The sequence below is a fragment of the Neorhizobium sp. CSC1952 genome (genome assembly GCF_030378245.1).
GTDB classification, from domain to species: Bacteria; Pseudomonadota; Alphaproteobacteria; order Rhizobiales; family Rhizobiaceae; genus Neorhizobium; species Neorhizobium oryzae_A.
The window spans coordinates 3,541,552-3,563,267 of record NZ_CP128416.1 but is presented as its reverse complement, the minus strand read 5'-3'; the positions used below and the strand labels follow the sequence as shown (position 1 = coordinate 3,563,267).

At 65.4% G+C, this 21,716-nt stretch carries 20 protein-coding genes; 12 read left to right on the top strand and 8 right to left on the bottom strand.

Going from position 1 to position 21,716, the window contains the following annotated elements; all coding sequences use genetic code 11:
• From QTA58_RS17330 to QTA58_RS17310, 5 genes are all read left to right on the top strand, one after another.
• On the top strand, positions 1-921 hold the full coding sequence (locus tag QTA58_RS17330; RefSeq protein WP_289669773.1) for a DUF58 domain-containing protein: 921 nt from the start codon (positions 1-3) through the stop codon (positions 919-921).
• Positions 921-3,767: a DUF4159 domain-containing protein gene (locus tag QTA58_RS17325; protein ID WP_289673198.1), complete on the top strand. Its 2,847-nt coding sequence runs from the start codon at positions 921-923 to the stop codon at positions 3,765-3,767. Before QTA58_RS17330 ends, QTA58_RS17325 begins: the two co-directional genes overlap by 1 nt.
• Before the next feature lie 315 nt (positions 3,768-4,082).
• The gene (locus QTA58_RS17320) at positions 4,083-6,149 is read left to right on the top strand and encodes a hypothetical protein (protein ID WP_289669772.1); all 2,067 of its coding nucleotides are present in this window, start codon (positions 4,083-4,085) and stop codon (positions 6,147-6,149) included.
• A 4-nt stretch (positions 6,150-6,153) separates the two neighbouring features.
• A complete protein-coding gene (locus tag QTA58_RS17315) occupies positions 6,154-6,570 on the top strand; it encodes a GNAT family N-acetyltransferase (RefSeq protein WP_289669771.1) in 417 nt (138 codons plus the stop codon).
• Positions 6,571-6,611: 41 nt separating this feature from the next.
• Positions 6,612-7,031, top strand: coding sequence for a GNAT family N-acetyltransferase (locus QTA58_RS17310; protein ID WP_289669770.1), 420 nt, complete (start codon positions 6,612-6,614; stop codon positions 7,029-7,031).
• Between the two features lie 13 nt (positions 7,032-7,044).
• Here the strand turns inward: QTA58_RS17310 and QTA58_RS17305 are convergent, their stop codons facing one another.
• Positions 7,045-8,358: an MFS transporter gene (locus QTA58_RS17305; protein ID WP_085424952.1), complete on the bottom strand. Its 1,314-nt coding sequence runs from the start codon at positions 8,356-8,358 to the stop codon at positions 7,045-7,047.
• Between the two features lie 73 nt (positions 8,359-8,431).
• On the bottom strand, positions 8,432-8,950 hold the full coding sequence (locus QTA58_RS17300; protein WP_289669769.1) for an N-acetyltransferase: 519 nt from the start codon (positions 8,948-8,950) through the stop codon (positions 8,432-8,434).
• 264 nt (positions 8,951-9,214) lie between these two features.
• Here QTA58_RS17300 and QTA58_RS17295 point away from each other — a divergent pair, with 264 nt between their 5' ends.
• Positions 9,215-10,204: a glutathione S-transferase family protein gene (locus tag QTA58_RS17295; protein WP_289669768.1), complete on the top strand. Its 990-nt coding sequence runs from the start codon at positions 9,215-9,217 to the stop codon at positions 10,202-10,204.
• Between the two features lie 297 nt (positions 10,205-10,501).
• On the opposite strand, the gene QTA58_RS17290 is transcribed toward QTA58_RS17295, so the two are convergent.
• The gene (locus QTA58_RS17290; protein ID WP_085424955.1) at positions 10,502-10,990 is read right to left on the bottom strand and encodes an NUDIX domain-containing protein; all 489 of its coding nucleotides are present in this window, start codon (positions 10,988-10,990) and stop codon (positions 10,502-10,504) included.
• Between the two features lie 65 nt (positions 10,991-11,055).
• Here QTA58_RS17290 and QTA58_RS17285 point away from each other — a divergent pair, with 65 nt between their 5' ends.
• The 3 genes from QTA58_RS17285 to QTA58_RS17275 all read left to right on the top strand — a co-directional run bounded on the left by QTA58_RS17285 (position 11,056) and on the right by QTA58_RS17275 (position 13,439).
• Entirely contained in the window at positions 11,056-12,009 is a 954-nt protein-coding gene (locus QTA58_RS17285) for a metallophosphoesterase (RefSeq protein ID WP_085425159.1), read from the top strand.
• Between the two features lie 101 nt (positions 12,010-12,110).
• Complete coding sequence (locus tag QTA58_RS17280; protein WP_085424956.1) at positions 12,111-12,590, top strand: sigma factor; 480 nt, start codon at positions 12,111-12,113, stop codon at positions 12,588-12,590.
• 3 nt (positions 12,591-12,593) lie between these two features.
• Positions 12,594-13,439, top strand: coding sequence for an anti-sigma factor (locus QTA58_RS17275; RefSeq protein WP_289669767.1), 846 nt, complete (start codon positions 12,594-12,596; stop codon positions 13,437-13,439).
• A 19-nt stretch (positions 13,440-13,458) separates the two neighbouring features.
• Here the strand turns inward: QTA58_RS17275 and leuA are convergent, their stop codons facing one another.
• Together leuA and QTA58_RS17265 are read right to left on the bottom strand one after the other, a co-directional pair.
• The gene (gene leuA, locus QTA58_RS17270; protein ID WP_289669766.1) at positions 13,459-15,171 is read right to left on the bottom strand and encodes a 2-isopropylmalate synthase; all 1,713 of its coding nucleotides are present in this window, start codon (positions 15,169-15,171) and stop codon (positions 13,459-13,461) included.
• Between the two features lie 316 nt (positions 15,172-15,487).
• Positions 15,488-16,672 (bottom strand): benzoate/H(+) symporter BenE family transporter, encoded by a 1,185-nt coding sequence (locus QTA58_RS17265; protein WP_289669765.1) that lies wholly within the window; start codon positions 16,670-16,672, stop codon positions 15,488-15,490.
• A 231-nt stretch (positions 16,673-16,903) separates the two neighbouring features.
• Here QTA58_RS17265 and QTA58_RS17260 point away from each other — a divergent pair, with 231 nt between their 5' ends.
• A complete protein-coding gene (locus QTA58_RS17260) occupies positions 16,904-17,938 on the top strand; it encodes a MerR family transcriptional regulator (RefSeq protein WP_289669764.1) in 1,035 nt (344 codons plus the stop codon).
• Positions 17,939-18,004: 66 nt separating this feature from the next.
• On the opposite strand, the gene QTA58_RS17255 is transcribed toward QTA58_RS17260, so the two are convergent.
• Complete coding sequence (locus QTA58_RS17255; RefSeq protein WP_289669763.1) at positions 18,005-18,595, bottom strand: ATP-dependent Clp protease proteolytic subunit; 591 nt, start codon at positions 18,593-18,595, stop codon at positions 18,005-18,007.
• A 215-nt stretch (positions 18,596-18,810) separates the two neighbouring features.
• Here QTA58_RS17255 and QTA58_RS17250 point away from each other — a divergent pair, with 215 nt between their 5' ends.
• Together QTA58_RS17250 and QTA58_RS17245 are read left to right on the top strand one after the other, a co-directional pair.
• Positions 18,811-19,398, top strand: a complete 588-nt coding sequence (locus QTA58_RS17250) for a HupE/UreJ family protein (protein ID WP_289669762.1) — start codon at positions 18,811-18,813, stop codon at positions 19,396-19,398.
• 97 nt (positions 19,399-19,495) lie between these two features.
• Entirely contained in the window at positions 19,496-20,308 is an 813-nt protein-coding gene (locus QTA58_RS17245; protein WP_289669761.1) for a DUF2076 domain-containing protein, read from the top strand.
• On the opposite strand, the gene queF is transcribed toward QTA58_RS17245, so the two are convergent.
• Both queF and QTA58_RS17235 read right to left on the bottom strand, forming a co-directional pair.
• Entirely contained in the window at positions 20,309-20,773 is a 465-nt protein-coding gene (queF, locus tag QTA58_RS17240) for a preQ(1) synthase (RefSeq protein ID WP_085424961.1), read from the bottom strand.
• On the bottom strand, positions 20,770-21,684 hold the full coding sequence (locus QTA58_RS17235; RefSeq protein WP_289669760.1) for a cation diffusion facilitator family transporter: 915 nt from the start codon (positions 21,682-21,684) through the stop codon (positions 20,770-20,772). Before QTA58_RS17235 ends, queF begins: the two co-directional genes overlap by 4 nt.
• Between the last annotated feature and the right edge of the window lie 32 nt (positions 21,685-21,716).

Sequence of the window (21,716 nt, the reverse complement as noted above, 5' to 3'; positions counted from 1 at the left end):
GTGGCATCCATCGGCCAGATCGTAGAGCAGACACCGAGTAGCGAAGTCCTCTCCCGCGCCCAGGCGCGTGCCATCCTGGTGCCGGACTGCATGGTGGAGGCGAAGCGCATCGCCAATACGGTGATCGCCGGCTGGCATGGACGCCGCAAGCGCGGCATCGGCGAGAATTTCTGGCAGTTCCGGCCCTATGCGGAAGGCGAGAGCCTGTCGCGCATCGACTGGCGCCGCTCCGCCCGCGACGACCATACCTATGTCCGCGACCGCGAATGGGAAGCCGCCCACACCGTCTGGCTCTGGGCCGACATGTCGCCGTCGATGATGTACAAGTCCACGCTCGCCCTCGTCTCGAAGGAAAGCCGCGCGCTGGTGCTGATGCTGGCGCTTGCCGAAATCCTGGCCCGCTCCGGCGAGCGGATCGGATGTCCCGGCATCATGGAGCCGGTTTCGGCCCGCAACGCCGCCGAGCGGCTCGCCGCCGCCATCATGCATGCGCCGCTGACCACCGGCCTGCCGGAAACCGCCATGATCCGCGGCCACAGCGATATCGTGCTGATCGGCGATTTCCTCGATGATGCCGACCAGGTGATGGATCGTATCACGCCGCTCGGCCGCCGGGGCCTGCGCGGCCACGTGGTCGAGATCGCCGATCCGGCCGAGGAGACTTTCCCCTATACCGGACGCACGGAATTCACCGATCCCGAAACCGGCGAAAAGCTCGTCTCCGGCCGCGCGGAAACGATCCGCGAGGATTACCAGCGCGCCTATCTCGCCCGCCGCGAGGCGCTCGGCGAAGGACTGCGCCGGCTCGGCTGGAGCTTCGTCTTCCACCGGACCGATCATCTCGCATCCGAGGCGCTGGTTGCCGTCCATAGCTACCTGTCCGGCATGCCGGCGCGCCGTTCGGGCGGAGAACGGTCATGATGAGCGCGCTCGCTTTCGCAAATCCCGCCATTCTCTTCGGCCTCATCGCGTTGCCGGTCATCTGGTGGCTCCTGCGCCTCACGCCGCCGCGGCCGAAGGCGGAAGTCTTTCCGCCCCTGAAAATCCTCGCGAGCGTTCTGAAGCGCGAGGAAACGCCGTCGAAAAGCCCCTGGTGGCTGACGCTTCTGCGCATGCTGCTAGCCGCCGCCGTGATCCTCGCGATCGCCGATCCGGTAATGAACCCGCGCGCCAGCTCGCTGAACGGCGGAGGGCCGCTCGTTCTCGTCGTGGACAACGGCTGGGCGACCGCCGCCGATTGGGAACGCCGCGTCCGGACCGCCGACCTTCTGATCGACGATGCCGAAAGCGCCGACGTGCCCGTCTCGATCACCTTCACCGCCGATACGAGCCACGAGGCCGTGCCGGGAACTGCCGCGGCCGCCCGCGACAAGCTCGCCGCCGCAAGCCCCAGGCCGCTCGTGCCGGATCGCGCCCGCGCCGCCGAAGCCGTCAGCGAAGCCATGAACGGCACGCGCCCCGGCACGCTCGTCATTCTCTCCGACGGTATCGCCGCCCCGGATGACGATCAGGCCATGTCGGCGCTCGCCGCCCTGTCGCCGACCGAGATGCGCCTCATCGAAGGCGACGGACACAGCGCCGTCGCGATCACCGATGCGGTCAACAATGCCGGCGCCATGTCGGTCACCGCCACCCGCCTTTCGACCGCCGCGCCGCGACAATTGACCGTCAACGCGCTCGACACGCAGGGCCGTGCGCTCGCCGCCGGAACGCTGGACTTCGCAGCCGGTGCATCGACGGCGACGGCAGAGATCACGTCGCCCTTCGAACTGCGCAATGATTTCGCGCGTCTCGGCGTCGAGGGTCTTGCGACGGCCGGCGCCGCGCATCTTCTCGACGACGGCTTCAAGCGCCGCCGCGTCGCGCTGATTGCCGGCGAAAGCGGCAGCGACTTCCAGCCGCTGCTCCAGCCGCTCTATTACATCAGCCGCGCGCTGCAGCCCTATGCGGACATCATCCAGCCGAACACCGCCGATCTTTCCGTCTCGATCCCGCAGATCCTCGAAGGCAATCCGTCCGCCATCATCATGGCCGATGTCGGCCGCCTACCGGCCGAGACATACGCGCCGCTGCAGCAATGGATTTCCCGTGGCGGCACGCTGATCCGCTTCGCCGGCCCGCGCCTTGCCGCAGCACCCGCCGACGATCCGCTCGTGCCCGTCATCCTGCGTCAGGGCGAACGCGCCCTCGGCGGCGCCATGTCCTGGTCCGAACCCCAGTCGCTTGCCGATTTCCCCGGCTTCGGTCCCTTCGCCGGCATGCCGCGCGCCGCCGACATCACCGTCACCCGCCAGGTGCTTGCCGAACCGACGCCGGACCTTGCGGAACGCACCTGGGCAAGCCTTGCCGACGGCACGCCTCTCATCACCGAAAAGGAAGTCGAGGCCGGCCGCATCGTGCTCTTCCACACGAGCGCCGAGGCGACCTGGTCGAACCTGCCGCTCTCCGGCAATTTCGTCGAGATGCTGCGCCGTCTCGTCCAGCTCGCCCGCGCCGGCGGTGCAGCCTCCTCCGGCTCCGGTACCGATGGCGCAGCCGCCGCGACGCTGCCGCCCTATCGGCTGCTGACGGCCGACGGCATCCTGACCACGGAGACCGGCACCGCGCGGCCGATCGCGGTCGCCGCCGGTCAGACGCCGGTCGCAAGCTTCGACCATCCGCCCGGCCTCTACGGCACGGAGGACGGCTTCACTGCCGTCAACCTGCTCGCCCCCCGCACCGTCATCGCTCCCTTCGATCCGGCAGCAGCCGGCCGGCCGATCGCCCGCGAGGGTCTTGCGGGCGGCGAGGCCGTCTCGCTCCGCCCTGCCCTGTTTGCCGCGGCCTTCGCGCTTCTAGTGCTCGACAGCCTGGTCGTGCTCTTCATGAACGGCGCCTTCTCCCGCGTGCCGCGTGGCCCTCGCCGCGGCCGCGGCGCCGCCACCGCCGCGATCGCAGCCCTCGCCTTCGGCCTTTTCGCCTTCGCACCCGGACAGGGCCAGGCGCAGGAGATGCAGCCCGGAGCCGGCTCGAAACCCGGCGACGAGCAGATTCTCGAGCGGCTCGACACCACCCATCTCGCCTATGTCGTCACCGGCGAAGGGGATGTCGATCGCCTGTCCGAACAGGGTCTCGAAGGCCTGAGCCAGTTCCTCACCTACCGCACGACGCTCGAGCCCGGCGCGCCGGTCGGCCTCGACATCACCAAGGACGAGCTCTCCTTCTATCCGATCATCTACTGGCCGATCTCCGCCAACGCGCCGATGCCGTCGCAGGCCGCGATCTCGCGCATCGACGCCTATATGCGCAACGGCGGCACCGTGCTCTTCGATACCCGCGACCAGTATTCGGCGCTCGACGGCGGCGGCACGACGCCGAACGGCGAACGCCTGCAGGCGATCCTTGCCAACATCGACATTCCGCCGCTGGAGCCGACACCCGAGGATCACGTCCTCACGCGCTCCTTCTACCTGCTGACCAACTTTCCCGGCCGCTATACCGGCAGCCCGCTCTGGGTCGAGGCTCGGCAGGATGCGAGGGCGTCCGGCGCGCAGCTTTCCTCGTCCGGCGACGGCGTGACGCCGCTTCTCATCACCGGCAACGACTTTGCCGGCGCCTGGGCGATCGATCCCCAGGGCGCGCCGGTCCTGCCGACCGTGCCGCCGGACGAGATGCAGCGCGAATACGCCTACCGCGCCGGCGTCAACATCATGATGTACATGCTCACCGGCAACTACAAAGCCGACCAGGTGCACGTGCCGGCTCTGCTTGAGCGGCTGGGACAGTAGGGAAAGGCGGTTGCGCATGGTCCATCGCCCTTCATCCGGCACCGTCCTTCGAACCCCTCCTTCGGCAAGTGGCATGGCGGTATGCCTTACGCGGGAAAGCGGTGCATCTGGCCGATCTCCCCCCTTGAGGGGGAGATGCCCGGCAGGGCAGAGGGGGGTGCCGGCCTGCACATCATCAAGCTTCCTATTTGCCGCACCGTTGCTACCCCCCTCTGTCACTCTCGTGACATCTCCCCCTCAAGGGGGGAGATCTGTGGGAGTACGCCGCTCCGTCCGGCCAAATGCAACTTCCCTGGCCAATAGAGGGAAAACCTCATGACCATAGAATTCGCACCCTTCTTCTCCTGGCCTCTTCTTGCCGGCTTCGGTGTCTTCGCGCTGATCCTCGCCGCGCTCGGTTTCTGGCGTGGCGTGCGGGGTGCGACGCTGCGCACGCTGGCGCTCGCCGCCCTGCTTCTGGCGCTCGCCAATCCGATGCTGACGCAGGAGGATCGCGAGCCGCTCTCGACCATCGTGCCGGTCATCGTCGACCGTTCCCAGAGCCAGGATACCGCCGAACGCCGCGAGCAGACCGACGAGGCGCTTGCGAGCCTCCAGGACCGTTTCTCGCGCTACCCGCGCATCGAGACCCGCGTCGTCGAGGTCGATGACGACGGGGATACCGATACGCCGGCCACCAAGCTTTTCACCGCGCTCCGCTCGGCGATCTCCGACGTTCCGCCGGCCCGCATCGGCGGCGCGGTCTTCCTGACCGACGGCCAGATCCACGACCTCCCCGGCGTCAACCAGGACCTCGGTTTCAACGCCCCCGTCCACGGCCTCATCACCGGTCAGCCGGACGAATTCGACCGCCGCGTCGAAGTGGTGCGCGCGCCCCGGTTCGGGATTGTCGGCGAAGCACAGGAACTGACGCTGCGCGTCTTCGACGACGGCCGCTCCAATGGCGGTACGGCCGAGGTGACGGTGCGCATGAACGGCCAGCAGATCGCCACGCTCCAGGCGACACCGGGCGCCGAGACGCCCTTTTCCTTCACCGTCGCGCGCGGCGGCAACAACGTGATGGAATTCTCCGTCGCCGAGCTTCCGGGCGAAGTCACGACCGCCAACAACCGCGCCGTCCATGTCATCGACGGCATCCGCCAGAACCTGCGCGTCCTGCTCGTCTCCGGCGAGCCGCATGCGGGCGAGCGCGCCTGGCGTAACCTGTTGAAGTCCGACGCCTCCGTCGACCTCGTCCATTTCACCATCCTGCGCCCGCCGGAAAAGCAGGACGGCACGCCGATCAACGAACTGTCGCTGATCGCCTTCCCGACCCGTGAGCTCTTCGTCGAGAGGATCAAGGATTTCGACCTGATCATCTTCGACCGCTACAAGCACCGCGGCGTCCTGCCGATCCTCTATTACGATTACATCGCTCAATACGTGCAGAACGGCGGCGCGCTGCTAATCGCCGCGGGGCCCGAACATGCGGGCGAGGATTCCATCGCATCGACGCCGCTGGAACAGGTCCTGCCCGCCGCCCCGACCGGCCAGGTCCACAACGCAGCGTTCTTCCCGCATCTTTCCGAAGCCGGCCAGAAGCACCCGGTCACCCGCGGGCTCGACGGTTCGGGCCAGAATCCGCCCGCCTGGGGCCGCTGGTTCCGCACCATCGATGTCGGCACGCCGCAGGGTCAGACCGTCATGGAAGGCGACGGCAACCGCCCCCTCCTCGTCCTCAACCGGCAGGGTCAGGGCCGCGTCGCCATGCTGCTCTCCGACCAGGGCTGGCTCTGGGCGCGCGGCTTCGAAGGCGGCGGCCCGCATGTCTCGCTCTATCGCCGCATCGCCCACTGGCTGATGAAGGAGCCGGAGCTCGAGGAAGAGGCGCTGACCGCCCGCGCCGTCGGCCGCACGCTGGAAGCGACCCGCCAGACGATCGGCGACGATCCCGGCCCCGCGACCATCCGCTATCCGTCCGGCCGCACCGAGACGGTGCCGATGACTGAAGCCGGTCCCGGCCAATACCGGCTGGAGCGTCGTATGGAGGAGACCGGCCTTTTCGAGGTCACCAACGGCGAGTTCTCGACCCTCGTGCATGTCGGCACCGTCGATGCGCCGGAATTCAAGGCGATGATCTCGACCGAGGAGACCCTGCAGCCCTATGCCGACAAGACCAGGGGCCTCGTCACCCGCGTCGCCTCGGGAAGCGGCATATCGCTGCCGGATATCCTGCCGGTGCGCGGTGAGGTGCGCGTCAGCGATCCGGACCGCATGGTCATCCGGCTCACCGACGAGACCGTGCTGCGCGGCATCAACACGCTGCCGCTGTTTGCCGGCTTTGCCGGCCTCGCCGCGCTGCTCTTCGCCGTCTCCGCCATGTGGTGGCGCGAGGGCCGGTAAAGACATGTCCCGACTGGAAGTGACCGCCTCGGCCTCGAGCGACGAACTGGCTGCGATCGGCGAAGGCCTCTCCGCCTTCAACGACGCCGATGTCGGACCTTCGGAGCGCAAGCCGCTCGCCGTGCTGATCCGCGATGTCGAAGGAAGCGTGATCGGCGGGCTGTCGGGCTATACCGCCTGGGGCTGGCTTTTCACCCAATGGCTCTTCATCCCGGAAGCACTGCGCGGCAGCGGCATGGCCGGCAGGCTGCTCGCGGAAGCGGAGAATGAGGCACGCGCCCGCGGTTGCCATGGCGCCTGGATCGATACGTTCAGCCCCCTCGCCCGCAAGGCCTATATGCGTCAGGGCTACGAGATCTTCGGCGAGCTGCCGGATTTTCCGAAGGGCCGCACCCGCACCTTCCTCAAAAAGGCGCTTTAGGCTATCCATTCGCTCTCCAACTCCCGGACGGGACAGAGCGCATGGATATCGAGCTGAAACTCACCGAAGGCGTTGCTCCCGAGGAAGAGGAAATCATCCTCAATCGCCTGAAGGCCTATAACGTCGCGACGTTCGGGCAGAGCGACCGCCGGGAGCTCGCCGTGCCGCTCTACGATGACGGCGGCAAGGTCATCGGCGGATTGACCGGCTATACCGGGCGCGGCTGGCTCTATGTCGCAATGCTTTACATTCCCGACGGGTTGCGCGGCCGGGGGCTTGCCGCCCGCATGCTGGACATGGCCGAAACGGAGGCCCGCGCCCGCGGCTGCATGGGCGCCTATATCGACACGATGAACCCGCAGGCCCTCAGGCTTTATCTGAAGCAAGGCTATTGCGAGATCGGCAGGCTGAGGGACCTCGCGGGAGGCCATTCGGTGACTTGGCTGGAAAAGCGGTTCTGAATTTCCCCGGAGATCAGGCGAGCGAAGCCTCGCGCGTTTCCGCATTGATCAGGGTCGCGGCGAATGCGGCGACCACCAGCAGGCCGGCGAAGATGCCGATCGTCAGCCCGAAACCCTGCGCCACGACATAGCCCACCAGCGACGGGGCGAGCAGCCCGCCGAGCCGCGCCATGGCGCCGGCCGCCCCCATGCCCGTCGCGCGCGACGTCGTCGGATAGAGTTCCGGCGTATAGGCATAAAGCGCGCCCCAGGTGCCGAGCAGCGCAAAACTCATGACCAGCAGCGAAATCCCGATGAGGAGAGCAAACGGCGCCATGACGAAGAGCAGGCAGCCGAGGGCGGAGAGCAGGCAGAAGCCGATCAGCGTCGGCTTGCGGCCCCATTTCTCGACCCCGTAGGCCGCGAGCGCATAACCCGGAAGCTGCGCGAGCGCCACCAGAACCAGGAACCCGTAACCGCGCACGAAGCCGAAGCCGTCGCCCGCGAGCCTCGCCGGCATCCAGGTGAAGACGCCGTAATAGGAGACGGAGACGAGAAACCATATCGCCAGTATCATGAGGCTGCGCTGGCGCAGCTCGCCGGAGAAGATGCCGGTCGCCCGGACCGGCGCGGGCGTGACGAGGCTGGTCCCGGCCGGAAGCTGCGCATGGCCGTTGACGACCAGCATCCGGTCGACGATCGCCTTGGCCTCGTCTCCCCGGCCGGAACGCATCAGATAGAGCGGCGATTCGGGTACGAGGAAGCGCAGGCCGATGCCGATGATCGCGGGAAGCGCGGTGACCGCGAAGATGTATCGCCAGGCATCCGCCACTTCCGCAAGGCTCGCCGCCCAGGCGGCCAGCGCGACGATCAGTGTGCCGACCGCCCAGAAGCCTTCGAGCAGCACCAGCCAGCGGCCGCGGTTCTTGGCCGGCAGGAATTCCGCCATCATGGCGTAGTCGACGGGAAGCGTGCCGCCGACGGCGGCGCCCGTCAGGAAGCGGAGCACGAGCAGGATGGTGAAATCGGGCGCGAAGATCGAAAGCGTGCCGAACAGCGCGTCGCAGGCGACGGTGACGATCAGCACGCGCCGGCGGCCGATCCGGTCGGCGAGCCTGCCGAAACCGATCGCGCCGAGCAGCATGCCGAGGAAGAAGACCGTGCCTGTCTGCAGCGCCTGGGGCACCGTCAGCCCGAAGGTCGCCGCGATCGATGCCGCGGTGAAGCCGACGGCCAGAACCTGCATTGCGTCCGCTGTCCAGACGAGGCCGAATATCCCCATCAACCGCCGCTGATAAGTCCCGGCCCCCGCGCGGTTGAGCGCCTCGTCCATGGTAATCGCCGTCATTGCCCCACCCCCTGAATTGGCGAATATCGCCGGCGGTCATTGCCGGTCCGTCCTAGGGCTTAATGGAATTGTCCTAGTCGCGCCAGCCGATTGTTCCCTTGAGCCGGGAATGCACGTCTTCCGCAATCGGTACGACGAGAACGCGGGCCGGATCGACGGGACCCGGGAATTCCAGGGCGTTGTAGGCGACCTTCTCGAAGCCGAGCGGGCAATAATACGGCGGATCGCCGACGAGGATCACCGCCTCCGACCCTTTCCGTCTGGCCGCCTCGATCGCGATCCGCACCAGCTCCCGGCCGATGCCCTGGTTCTTGTGTGACGGGCGGACGGCGAGCGGTCCGAGCAGATGCCCTTTCACACCCCCCGCCAGCACCGGCGTCATCCGGACCGAAGCGATCGTCTCGCCGTCGTCCGTGCAGACGAAGGAAAGCGACCGGTCATGCGGCCCCTGCTCGCGGATGCGCGCGGCGGCGCGCGCATGCCGGCCGGGACCGAATGCTTCCGCATTGATGAGTTCGATGACGTCGTCGTGGGACGCATCCTCGGTGAGATAGACGAGTTCGTGCTTTGGCTGGAGGTTGTGCTTATGCATGGAGAGACTGAAGCCGTGAAATTAAGAGCGGACAGGACAAGTGATCTCGATGACGCCGTTCATCGGCGTCCTGGTCTTGAGATCAGCGTCGTCGCAGTGCCCGTGCTTCGGTCATGAGAGAGGTTCGCCTCCAAATTGCGGAAAGCGACCTAGCAGGAAAATGTGGCCGCGTCCAATGCAAAAACAGAGCGTTCATAAATTCCTGCCTCGTAATCTCCCGCGGCTGCCGTATCTTTGTGCGAAAGGAACCCGAAGGAGACCGCCATGGGCATGCTCGTCGATGGAAAATGGCACGACGTCTGGTACGACACGAAAGAGAGCAAAGGCCATTTCAAACGGGCGGCCTCGCAATTTCGCAACTGGGTAACGGCCGACGGCTCGGCCGGTCCTTCCGGAAGGGCCGGCTTCAAGGCGGAGGCCGGGCGTTACCACCTCTACGTCTCCTATGCCTGCCCCTGGGCGCACCGCACGCTGATCTTCCGCAAGCTGAAAAAGCTCGAAGACCTGATCTCCGTCTCCGTCGTCGATTACCTGATGCTGGAGAACGGCTGGGAATTCAAGCAGCGTGATGGCGCCACGGGCGATACGCTCTACGGCCTGGATTACCTCTACCAGGTCTATCTGAAGGCCGATCCGCACTATTCCGGCCGCGTCACGGTGCCGGTCCTCTGGGACAAGCAACAGCAGACGATCGTCTCCAACGAGAGCTCGGAAATCATCCGCATGTTCAACAGCGCCTTCGACGGGCTGACGGGATCGACCGCCGATTATTACCCGGCGGAACTGCGCGGCGACATCGATGCGCTGAACGCAATCGTCTACGACACCGTCAACAACGGCGTCTACAAGGCCGGTTTCGCGACCACGCAGGAGGCCTACGAGGAAGCCGTCGCCCGCCTGTTCAAAACGCTCGGCATTCTGGAAAAACGCCTTGCCGGCAGCCGCTATCTCTTCGGCGACCGCCTGACCGAGGCCGACTGGCGGCTCTTCACGACGCTTCTGCGCTTCGACCCCGTCTATGTCGGTCACTTCAAGTGCAACATCCGCCGCATCGCCGATTACCCGAACCTCTCAGGCTACCTGCGCGACCTCTATCAGCATCCGGGCGTGGCCGAGACCTGCAACCTCCTCCACATCAAGAACCACTATTACCGGAGCCACCTGACCATCAACCCGACCGGCATCGTGCCTGCCGGCCCAACGATCGATCTCGACGCGCCGCACGGGCGGGAGAAGCTGAAGCAGGCGGCTTGATTTGAAATCCCCGCCCTCGCCCCTCTCCCCGCTCGCGGCAGGGCAATTGCTGATGCTTCTATGGAATGATGAGACGGCAGCAGCCTCTCCTACTCCCCAGCGGGGAGAAGGTGCCCGACAGGGCGGATGAGGGGGGCGAAGCCATCATCCAGCGCCGCGTCTGCCGCGTGTACACCCCCTCATCGCCTCGCTTTGCTCGGCACTTCTCCCCGCTGGGGAGAAGAGGGCGCAAGCCGAACTCGCTCGGTTCCTCATCCTGCCTCAAGGGAAAGAGGGCTATTATGAGAGGCAGCAGCCTCACCAATAATCCGACCTCTCCGCCTCCCCGCCCAGTTCCTTGAGCCGTCTCCGCGTCGCGCTGGTCGTGTCCTTCGGCAGGGCGTCCAATGGGAAGAAACCGCTCTCGGCGATCTCCCGGTCGGGTGCGCGCGGTGCCGTCTGCTCCACGGTCACCCGATAGAACAGCACGTGGTCGCGCCTGCTGGCGTTGCGGTTGTAATAGACATGGAAAAGCTCCGCCTCGCCGCGGATCTCGAGATTGCCCTCTTCCCGCAATTCCTTCCTCAGAGCGTCGAGCGCCGTCTCCAGCGGCTCCATGCCGCCGCCCGGCATGTACCAGCCGGGGATGTATGTATGGCGGACGAGGAAGATGCGGCCTTCCGCATCGAAGCATGCGGCGCGCACGCCGAGCGTCATGCCACGCCTCACGAGGAAGAACCGGTGCATCAGCCAGACCAGCGCCCGCGTCCGAAATCCCCGGATTTCCGGGATGCCTTCGTCACTCATTCATAACTCCGGGAGGGGCCAGAAAATCGATAACGATTTATCGGCTTATGCGTTATGTGTGCGCCATGTTCAAATTCGCGCATATTTCCGACATCCATCTGGGACCGCTTCCGAAGCTCACGCTGCGTGAACTTTTCTCTAAACGGATCACCGGCTTTGTGAACTGGCACCGGAACCGGCGCAAGCACCTTTTCGTCAATACGCTCGACCTGCTTTTGAGCGATTTGAAGACGCACGAACCCGATCAGCTCGTCATCACCGGCGATCTCGTCAATCTTGCGACCGGCATCGAGACCAAGCTCGCCGGCGAATGGCTGGAGACGATCGGCAGTCCGCTCGACACCACCGTGGTGCCCGGCAATCACGACGCCTACGTGCCGGGCGCCCACGACAAGTCGGTCAAGGCCTGGTATCCCTTCATCGCCAGCGACGACGATCCGAAGGACTGGCCGGAAGACGATCACGTCTTCCCCACCTATCGCCGCCGCGGCCCCATCGCGATCATCGGCTGCTCCACATCCAACGCCACGCCCCCCTTTTCGGCGTCCGGTTATTATAGTCCCCGCCAGGCGCGCGAGACGGTGAACCTGTTGAAGAAGGCGGGCGATGAAGGCCTCTTTCGCGTCGTGCTGATCCACCACCCGCCGATCCGCGGCGCCACCTCTTCCCACAAGCGCATGCTCGGCATCCGCCGTTTCGCCGCGGCGATCTCCACCGGAGGCGCCGAGCTCGTGCTGCACGGCCACACCCACCTGAACACGCTTTACTGGCTGAGGAGCCACCAGGGTCAGGTTCCGGTGGTCGGCATAGCCTCCGCCTCCCAGGGGCCTGGCGGCCACAAGCCGCGCGCCGCCTACAACCTCTTCACGCTGTCGGGCGAACCCGGCGCCTGGAACCTGCTCTGCGAGCGGTACGGCCTGACGGAAAGCGGCGACGGCGTCGTGCTCGACAACAGCCGCCTCCTCTACGGCGAAACGCCGGCTGCGCTGTCGATTCCCGAAGCGGCCAGAATGTTGTAGACTAATCGGCGCGAATGTTGCGGAATCGCCACAATCCAGTCATAGCTAATAACCCCACTGCCGTCATCGGAACATATCAGAAGCAGAGCCGCCTCCTGTCCATGAACCAGCCGAATGCATCGACCGACATCCGGCGCGATCTTGTCGCCCTCCTGCCGCGCCTGCGCCGCTTCGCGCTGACGCTGACGGGCGGCGCGCCGGAGGCGGACGAACTGGTGCGCGACGTGGCCGGAAGGGCGATCCAGAAGAGCCACCACTGGAAGGGCGAAGGCCGGCTGGAGAACTGGCTCTTCAGCATGATGCGCAGCACCTGGGCGGACGAGGCGAAGAAGCGCAGGCGGATGGATCCGGACCTGGTCGACGCCGGCTGCGCGCCCGAAAGCCGCAAACCGTCGAATTTCGTCGTGTCCCTGCCGGACGGATTGGCAAGCGCTTTCCTTCTGGTGGATGTGGAAGGCTTCACCTATTCAGAAGCCGCCGCCATCCTCGGCATCCAGCCCGATCTCCTCGCCACCCGCCTCTGTGCCGCCCGCCTCGATCTTGCCACGACCGGCGTGCGAACGAGCGAGCGGAGAGCCTGATCGATGAGCACCGCTCAGCCGTCACCGCTGGAATTGCGGCTTTCCGCCTATGTCGACGGCGAAGCCGGCGAACACGACAGGCACTCGGTCGAGGAATTGCTGGTCAACGATCCGCAGGCGCGCGCGCTGCACGACACGCTGAAGCGCGGCGCCGATATCGGCCGGCAAGCCTTCGACGACATGCTGAAGGAACCCGTGCCGCTCGATCTCGTGCGCGCCATCAGGAACGCACCGCTGCCGCGCCGGGCCGTACGCCTGCCGCAGGCGCCGCGCCCGTCGATCGCCTTCAAGCCGTCCGGTCCTCGGGTTCTCGCTGCCTGTCTTCTTTTCTTCGCGCTGGGTAGCGGGGCCGGCTACATGCTCGGCAACCGTCCGGCCACGCCGGAGGTGACGGCAATTTCGGCTCCTGGGGCGAGCAGCCGTGACTGGCTGGACGACATCATCGCCCAGTACCGGCTCTATGCGCGCCAGACCAATCATCTTGCCGAGATACCGGCCGAAAGGGCGGCGGACATACTCGAATGGCTGACGACCAATACGGGGGTCGGCTTCCGGATTCCCGATCTCGGAGACAGCGGCCTGACCTTCCAGGGCGCCCGGCTCTTCACGGCCGGCGGCACGCCGGTCGGCCAGCTTCTCTACCGGCGCACCGACGGGGAAGGAGACGGCGACGTGATTGCCATCTCCTTCACCAAGACCAGGCCGGAGGGCAACCGCTCCATCGAGGAGATCCGCAACGACACCGGGCTCGTCACCTGGGTCACCCCGCTTGCCACCTACATGGTGATCGGCCCCTCCTCCGCGGCAGACCTCGACGACATCGCCGCCAAGGCCGCGGGATTGATTTAGGCCCGAGGGGCAGCCCGGCTTAGCCCTGCCGCTCCTCCAGCACCCGGTTGGCGGCGGAAACGATCGCCTCCAGCGAAGCCGCCACGATATTCGTGTTGATCCCGGCGCCGAAGAGTTTTCCGCCCGGATGCTCCATCTCCACATAGGCGATCGCCGAGGCGTTGGAACCGTGCTGCAGCGAGTGCTCGGAGTAGTCGGCCACCGAGAGATCGATCCCCAGATAGGTCGACAGCGCGTTGATGAAACCGTCGATCGGACCGGTCCCCTTGCCCTCGATGCGTTTCGTCTCGCCGCGATCGGTGATCTCCGCCGCCACGATGCGGATGCCCTTGTGGTCGCCGCCGGCCGGATAGGTATGGTGGTCGACGAATTTCAACCGCGCGCCGGGCTGCTCCACATAACGCTCGATGAAGCGCTCATAGATACGCTTCGAAGGAAGCTCCTTGCCCTCTTCGTCGGTGATGCGCTGGATGTCCTCGCGGAACTCCACCTGCAGGTTGCGCGGCAGATTGATGCCGTAATCCGCCTGGAGGATATAGGCGATGCCGCCCTTGCCGGACTGCGAGTTGATGCGGATGATCGCCTCGTAGGAACGTCCGACATCCTGCGGATCGATCGGCAGATAGGGCACTTCCCATACCGGATGGTTGGCGACCTTGATCGCCTTCATGCCCTTGTTGATCGCGTCCTGGTGCGAGCCCGAAAAGGCGGTATAGACCAGTTCGCCCACGTAAGGATGGCGCTCCGGGATCTTCATCTCGTTGGAATATTCGTAGACATCCTTGATGTGTTCGATGTTCGAGCAGTCCAGTTCGGGATCGATGCCCTGCGTGTACATGTTGAGCGCCAGCGTCACCACGTCCACGTTGCCGGTGCGCTCTCCATTGCCAAACAGCGTGCCCTCGACGCGATCGGCGCCGGCCATCAGACCGAGTTCCGTCGCGGCGATGCCGGTGCCCCGGTCGTTATGCGGATGCAGCGAGATGATGATGTTCTCGCGGTTGTCGATCTGCCGGCACATCCACTCGATCTGGTCGGCATAGACGTTCGGCGTCGCCATCTCGACCGTGGACGGCAGGTTGATGATCAGCTTGTTGTCGGCGGTGGGCTTCACCACCTCGATCACGGCATTGCAGATCTCCAGCGCCACGTCGAGTTCGGTGCCGGTAAAGCTTTCAGGCGAATACTGGAAGCGGTAGTCCCCGCCGGCCTTCGCGGCCATGTCGGTGATCATCTTCGCCGCATCGACCGCGATCTGCTTGATGCCATGGACATCCTTGGCGAATACCACGCGGCGCTGCAGCTCGGAGGTGGAGTTGTAGAAATGTATGATCGGGTGCTTGGCGCCTTCCAGCGCCTCGAACGTGCGGGTGATCAGTTCCGGCCGGCACTGGACGAGGACCTGCATGGAGACGTCGTCCGGCACGCCGCCCTCCTCCACGCACCAGCGGGCGAAGTCGAAGTCGGTCTGCGAGGCGGAAGGAAAGCCGACCTCGATTTCCTTGAACCCCATGTCGAGCAGCAGCTTGAACATGCGGGCCTTGCGGTCATGCCCCATCGGGTTGACCAGCGACTGGTTGCCGTCGCGCAGGTCCACCGAGCACCAGATCGGTGCCTTGGCGATGGTTTTCGACGGCCAGGTCCGGTCGGGGATGTCGATCGTCGGATAGGCCCGGTATTTCACCGCCGCCTGCGGCATGCCCTGTTTGGGAGAATAGGTTTTGGCGTCCATTGTCTTCGTCTCTCTTTACGCACCGCGGCATCCGGAGGATTGGCCATGATCGGTGCGGACCTTACGCGGTCTTTTCTCTATCGGTCTTGAATGTTCGTGAGAGGAGCTCTTACGCCGGCAGGGCTTTTCGGCCGCCGGGCGCTCCTCAACGGACCCGGCAACCGCGCGTAAGGTCGAGGCTAAGAAGCGAGGAAAGCGCAAAAACCGGTGCCCCGGCCGCGATGCGGCAGGTGGACGAACGGCTGGACATGATTGCGCCTGTCATGGTCATGGGCAGGATGTATAACCGCGGGAAAAAATCGAGGCAAGCCCCTGTTCACTTTTTCGCGGACCGCATGAAACGGGTAAGCGCCATCATGACGCCGCCGGCGATCAGCCCCCAGAAGGCACCGGAAATGCCTGCGAAGGAAAGGCCGGACGCGGTGACAAGGAAGGTGATCGCCGCCGCTTCGCGCGTTTCCGGCTCCCGGTAGGCCGCGAAAGCCGAGCTGGCGAAAGCATTGATCAGGCCGAGGCCGGCGACCGCCTGCAGCAGGATCGGAGGCGCCAGCGACACGAAGGCGATGGTGCCGCCGGCGACGAGCCCGAGTGCGATATAGCCGAAGCCGCTGACGATCGTCGCCCAGTAACGTTTCGCGGGGTCCGGATGGGCATCCTCGCTGGCGCACATGGCAGCCGTGATTGCGGCCATGTTGACCGGCACGCCCCCCACCAGCCCGCCGAGAATGGTGAAGATGCCGGTCCCGGCGAAGAGCACGCCCGGCGGCGGCTCGTAATTATGGACCTTGAGAATGGCAATGCCCGGAATATTCTGAGAGGCCATGGTGACGATGAAAAGCGGGATCGCCACCGAGATCGCGCCATGCAGGGTGAACACCGGTTCGATGAAGGTGAAGCCCGGATGGATGGCGGCGCCGATCTGCCCCATCGCATCCGGCGGCAGGTCCACTCCGAAGACGAGCACCAGGATCAGCGCGCCGAGCGAGGCCGGCACCGCCCAGAGCCGCCAGCGCGACACCACAACCATCCAGGTGAGCACGATCGGCAACCCGAGCGCCGCATTGAACGCCACCGCCTTGATCGGCGCGAGACAAAGGCTGAGCAGGATGCCGGCGAGCATCGCGTTGGCGAGCGGCGCCGGGATGGCTCGAATGGCCCACCCCAGCGGTCGGAAAAGGCCGGACAGGATGATCAGCACGCCGCAGACGGCAAACGCGCCGACCGCGGCCGGAAACCCGCCCTCGATCACGCCGATGCCGGCGAGCAGCGCCGCGCCGGGCGTCGTCCAGGCCATGCTGACCGGCATGCGGAACCACACGGAAAACACGATCGCGAGGACGCCGGTCGAAATCGACTGCGCGGCCAGTCCGGAAGCGATTTGCGGTGCCGTGGCCCCCATGGCCTGCAGCCCCTGCATGATGACGGCGAAGGAACTGATGAAGCCGACGAAAGCGGTGAGCAGGCCCATCATCAGGGCGGAGACGGAAAAATCCTTGAGCATGCGGGCGGGACTCGTAGGGATGGAAGCCCGTTATCGAGCACAAGCCTCGCGTCGAAGGCAAGCGAGATTGGGGGAAAAGAGTACGGCACATTCGGGATCGGGGCCGATTTCGGGCATGCGGATCGCTTGATGCTCCTCCATGACGATCGAATTTTCTTTGCGGAGAACCATTGACCCGGCCCCTGGGACCGCCCCGATAGAGGAGCGGTCAACAACCAGCGAGGTGATTCCTTGACGTCTGCCGCACACTATCTCAACGCATCCGAAGCCGCCGGGCGGCTCGGCATATCCCAGAAGGCGCTTCGCCTTTATGAACAGCGCGGCCTCGTGCTGCCCGTCCGCACCGCCGCGGGCTGGCGTACTTACGGCCCGGCCGAAATGGCCCGCGCCGCCGAGATCGCGGCGCTGAGGGCCTTCGGCCTCAGCCTCGCCCAGGTGGCGCGGGTGCTGAAAGGCGATCCGCAAGGGCTGGCGCCCGCGCTCGCCGCCCATCAGAAACGGCTCGAAGAAGAAATCCGGGAGCTTTCGGTCAAGGTCGAGACCGTCCGCGACCTGCGCGCCGGCCTTGCCGACGGTCATCCCCCGAAGATGCAGGAGCTGGCGCGGCTGGTCCGCCCGGCGGCCGAGATCGTGGCCGCCTTCGACCTTCCCTGGCCCTGGGGCGGCGAGCGGTTCGAGCTCAGGGATATCAAGCCGCTGAACTATATCATCGGCCCGCTCGGCAGCGGCAAGACGCGGCTCGCGAGGGCGATTGCCGAAAACCTGCCGGGCGCACTCTTCGTCGGCCTCGACCGCGCCGCGGACGACGCTGCAGCCGCCAGAGCCCGCATGGAGGCCGATGCGGCGCTGAAAGCGCAGGTCGAGCGGGCGCTGGGCTGGCTCGTGGAGGATGGCGCCACGCTTTCACCCGGCCTCACCGCCCTCCTCGCCGCGCTGGAGGCCGGCCCCGGCGAGATTCCCGTCATCGACATGATCGAACAAGGGCTGGATCAGGCGACGCAGGAGGCGGTGATCGCCCATCTGCGCCGGCGGGGACCAGGTGCCCGGCCGGTCTTCATGCTGACGCGCTCCTCGGCGATCCTCGATCTCGCGGCCGTCGGCCCGGATGAGGCGATCATCCTCTGCCCGGCCAACCACAATCCCCCAGGCCGCGTGATGCCCTATCCGGGGGCGCCGGGTTACGAGGCCGTCGCCACCTGCCTTGCCCCGCCGGACGTCCGCGCCCGAACCGAAGGCGTCATCGCCTGGCGGCCGCAGGTCGCCTGAGCCTCACAAACAAAAACCCCGCCGGTTTGCGCCGGCGGGGTTTTGCTTTTCAGAAATTCAACCCGATCAGATTTCGCTCTGCGAGGTGACGATGCGCGCCACCAGGCCGTAGTCCTTGGCCTCTTCGGCGGACAGCCAGTAGTCGCGCTCGATATCCTTGGCGATCTTTTCCTCCGGCTGACCGGTGGCCTTGGAGAAGATCCTGATCAGCCGCTCGTTCATCTTGATGATCTCGCGCGCCTGGATCTCGATATCGGATGCCATGCCGCGGGTGCCGCCGGACGGTTGATGCAGCAGGAAGCGGGTGTTCGGCAGCGCGATGCGACGCTCCTTGGCGGCCGAGACGTAGATCAGCGCGCCGGCGGAAGCGACCCAGCCCGTGCCGATCATCCAGACTTTCGGCTTGATGAACTTGACCATGTCGTGGACCGAATCGCCCGATTCCACATGCCCGCCGGGAGAGTTCACGTAGATGCGAATGTCCTCGTCGCTGGCGGCGGCAAGCGCCACGAGCTGCGTGTTGACCTTCTGCGCCAGTTCCTGGGTGATCGGCCCGTAGATAAAGATCGAACGCGACTTGAAAAGGTTCGCCTCCGTTTCCTTGCCGAGCGGCAGTTCCTTCGTCTTGTCGTCCTTGTCGTCTTCGTCGTCGAGCACGGTAAATGTCTCCTGCATCAGATTCATATACCGGACATAATGCGTTCGCGGCCGTAAAACAATGGAGTGCGGAGTCTAACACGGCACCTTCCGACGACTAAGGTGAATGACGTAGTGACGAGCCGTGCTGCACTGCGATTGCCGATGGACAGGCGGAAGGCGCCCGCCTATCCTCCGGCTTCGTTATGCATGCTTATAATTTTCAGGGGACCAAAATGCTGAAACGCCTTTCGCTCGCCGCCGCGATCCTTGCGGCCGCAACCGCGCCCGCCTTCGCCCATCTCGATCCGGATGCGCACGGCTCCTTCATGGCCGGCTTCTCGCATCCGCTCTTCGGCCTCGATCACATCCTCGCCATGGTCGCGGTCGGCCTCTGGGCGGCGCAGATAGCCAGGGAGGACAAGAGCAACAGGGCTCTCTGGGTCGTTCCGTCCGCTTTCGTCGGTACCATGGCGATCGGCTTCCTTCTGGCGCTTTCCGGCATCGGCCTCCCCTTCGTCGAACCGGCGATCCTCGCCTCCGTCATCGGCCTCGGCCTGCTGGTAGCGATGGCCGTGAAGCTTCCCGTTTCGGCTAGCGCGGCCATCGTCGGCGTTTTCGCGCTTTTCCACGGTCATGCCCATGGCGGCGAACTCGGTACGGCCGGTGCCCTGCAGTTCGGTATCGGCTTCGCAATCGCAACGGCGCTTCTGCATGTCGCCGGCATCGCGCTTGGCCTGGGTATCTCCCGTTTCGCGCCCTCCGTCACCCGCATCGCCGGTGCGGCCACCGCCCTTCTCGGCCTGTCGCTGGTCTTCGGCTGAACCGAAGATTACCGAGATTTAAGGGGATTGCGGCTTTGAAAAACCGGAATCCCCGCCTACCTCCTTGAGCATGGCAACAATCCGCAAGGAGGCAGACATGTCACCGGAAGAACGCCAGCTCCTCACTACCCTTTTCGACCGCGTGCGGACGGCATCCGCCACGCCGCGCGACCGCGAGGCGGAAACCTTCATCGACCAGGCAACCCGCGAACAGCCCTATGCCACCTATTATCTGGCACAGGCCGTGGTCGTGCAGGAAAAAGGCCTGGAAGCCGCCGCCAACCGCATCCGTGAACTGGAGGATCGCGTTCGCGAGCTCGAGGCCGGTGAAAGCGAACATCACCGCGCCGAACAGGGCGGCGGGTTCCTGAGTTCGATTTTCGGATCGGGCCAGCCGCACCAGCCGGCGCCCACTTCGCAATCCAGCTCGCCCGCCTCCGGCCCGTGGGGCAGCGCGCCGCGTCAAAGCTACCGGACCGGCCGCGATGACGGCGACGGCTACCGCGCTCCGCCGCCTTCCGGTCCGTGGAGCGCCCAGGCCTATGCTCCCTCCGCCGGCGGCAGCTTTTTGCGAGGCGCGTTGGGCACGGCCGCAGGCGTGGCCGGCGGCATGCTGCTCGCCAATTCGCTGTCGGGCATTTTCGGCAGTCACATGAATTCGCTCGGCTGGGGCTCGCCCTTCGAGGGCGCCAATCCCTTCGGAAACGCGGCGCCGGCCGAGGAAACCGTCGTCAACAACTATTACGGCGACGACGCCATCCGCGAAGCTAGCGGCAATGACGCCGCAATCGCGGATGCGAACACCAATGACGGCTGGCAGCGGGCCGACTACGGCAGCAACGATTTCGCCGACGACCAGCCCGATTTCGACAACAGCGATCTCGGCAACGACGACTCGATGGACGTCTAGTCAGCCACGTCCTCTATACGTCGCAACCCCCTGCTCCGGCAGCCAGACACCGGCCGGCGCCTCGCCCGTCTGCCAGAAGACATCGATCGGGATGCCGCCGCGCGGATACCAGTAGGCACCGATCCGAAGCCATTTCGGGGCGAGCAGGTCGACGATGCGCTTGGCGATGTAGATCGAGCAATCCTCGTGGAAGGCGCCGTGGTTCCTGAACGAATGCAGGAAGAGCTTCAGCGACTTCGATTCCACCAGAAAGCCGTCGGGAATGTAGTCGATGACGATATGCGCGAAATCCGGCTGCCCGGTCATCGGGCAGAGCGAGGTGAATTCCGGCGCCGTGAAGCGCACCACGTAGTCGGTGCCCTGATTGCCGTTCGGCACCTTTTCCAGCACCGCCGCCTCCGGGCTCTGCGGCGCCTCAACATTCGATCCGAGCTGCTTGAGCCCGCTGACATCCGTCATCGTCATTTGCCTGTTCCTTCGACTTCTACCTTCTGTCCATGGGCGCGCTCGCCTTCGGGCTCCACATGGATCGCCAACGTGGCGCCGGGAATAATCTCTTTGATCGCATCTTCCAAGCGGTCGCAGATGCCATGCGCCTCCTCCACGTTCATTTCCGCCGGCACGACGAGATGGAAATCGATGAAGGCCGCCGCCCCCGCCCGCCGGGATTTCAGGTCGTGCACGCCGAGCGCACCGCCGGAACAGGCGGTGATCGCCTCCCGCACCGCCGCCTCCTCGTCCGGTTCCAGCGCCCTGTCCATCAGCCCGCCGAGCGAATGGGAGATCACCTTGTAGCCCTGCCAGAGGATGTTGAAGGCGACGAGGATGGCGAGCAGCGGGTCGAGGATCGCATAACCCGTCAGGACGGCGAGGATGAGGCCGACAAAGACGCCGGCCGACGTCACCACGTCGGACATGATGTGGCGGCCATCCGCCTCCATCGCCGGCGAGCGATGCGCCTTGCCGGTTCTGATCAGGATCGTCGCCCAGACGCCGTTGATGATGCCGGCAAGCCCGTTGATCGCAAGGCCCGGAACCGGCGCATCGAGCAGCTTCGGCTCGAAAAGCGCGCCCCATGCCTCCTGGATGATGAGCAGCGCGGCGACGACGATCAGCACGCCTTCGATGACGGCGGAGATGTATTCCGCCTTGTGATGCCCGAACTGGTGATCGTGATCGGCCGGGCGCTGCGCATAGCGGATGACGAAATAGGCGATGAAGGCGGCGGCAACGTTGACAAGGGATTCGAGCCCGTCCGAAAGCAGCGCGACCGAACCTGTCATCCACCAGGCGAGCATCTTCAGGCCCATCACCGCGAGCGACAGCGGGATGCCCCAGAAGGCCAGCCGTTCGACGATATTCGTATCCCTCGCCACCATTGTCGTCCTTATGCGCATGCGAATGATTT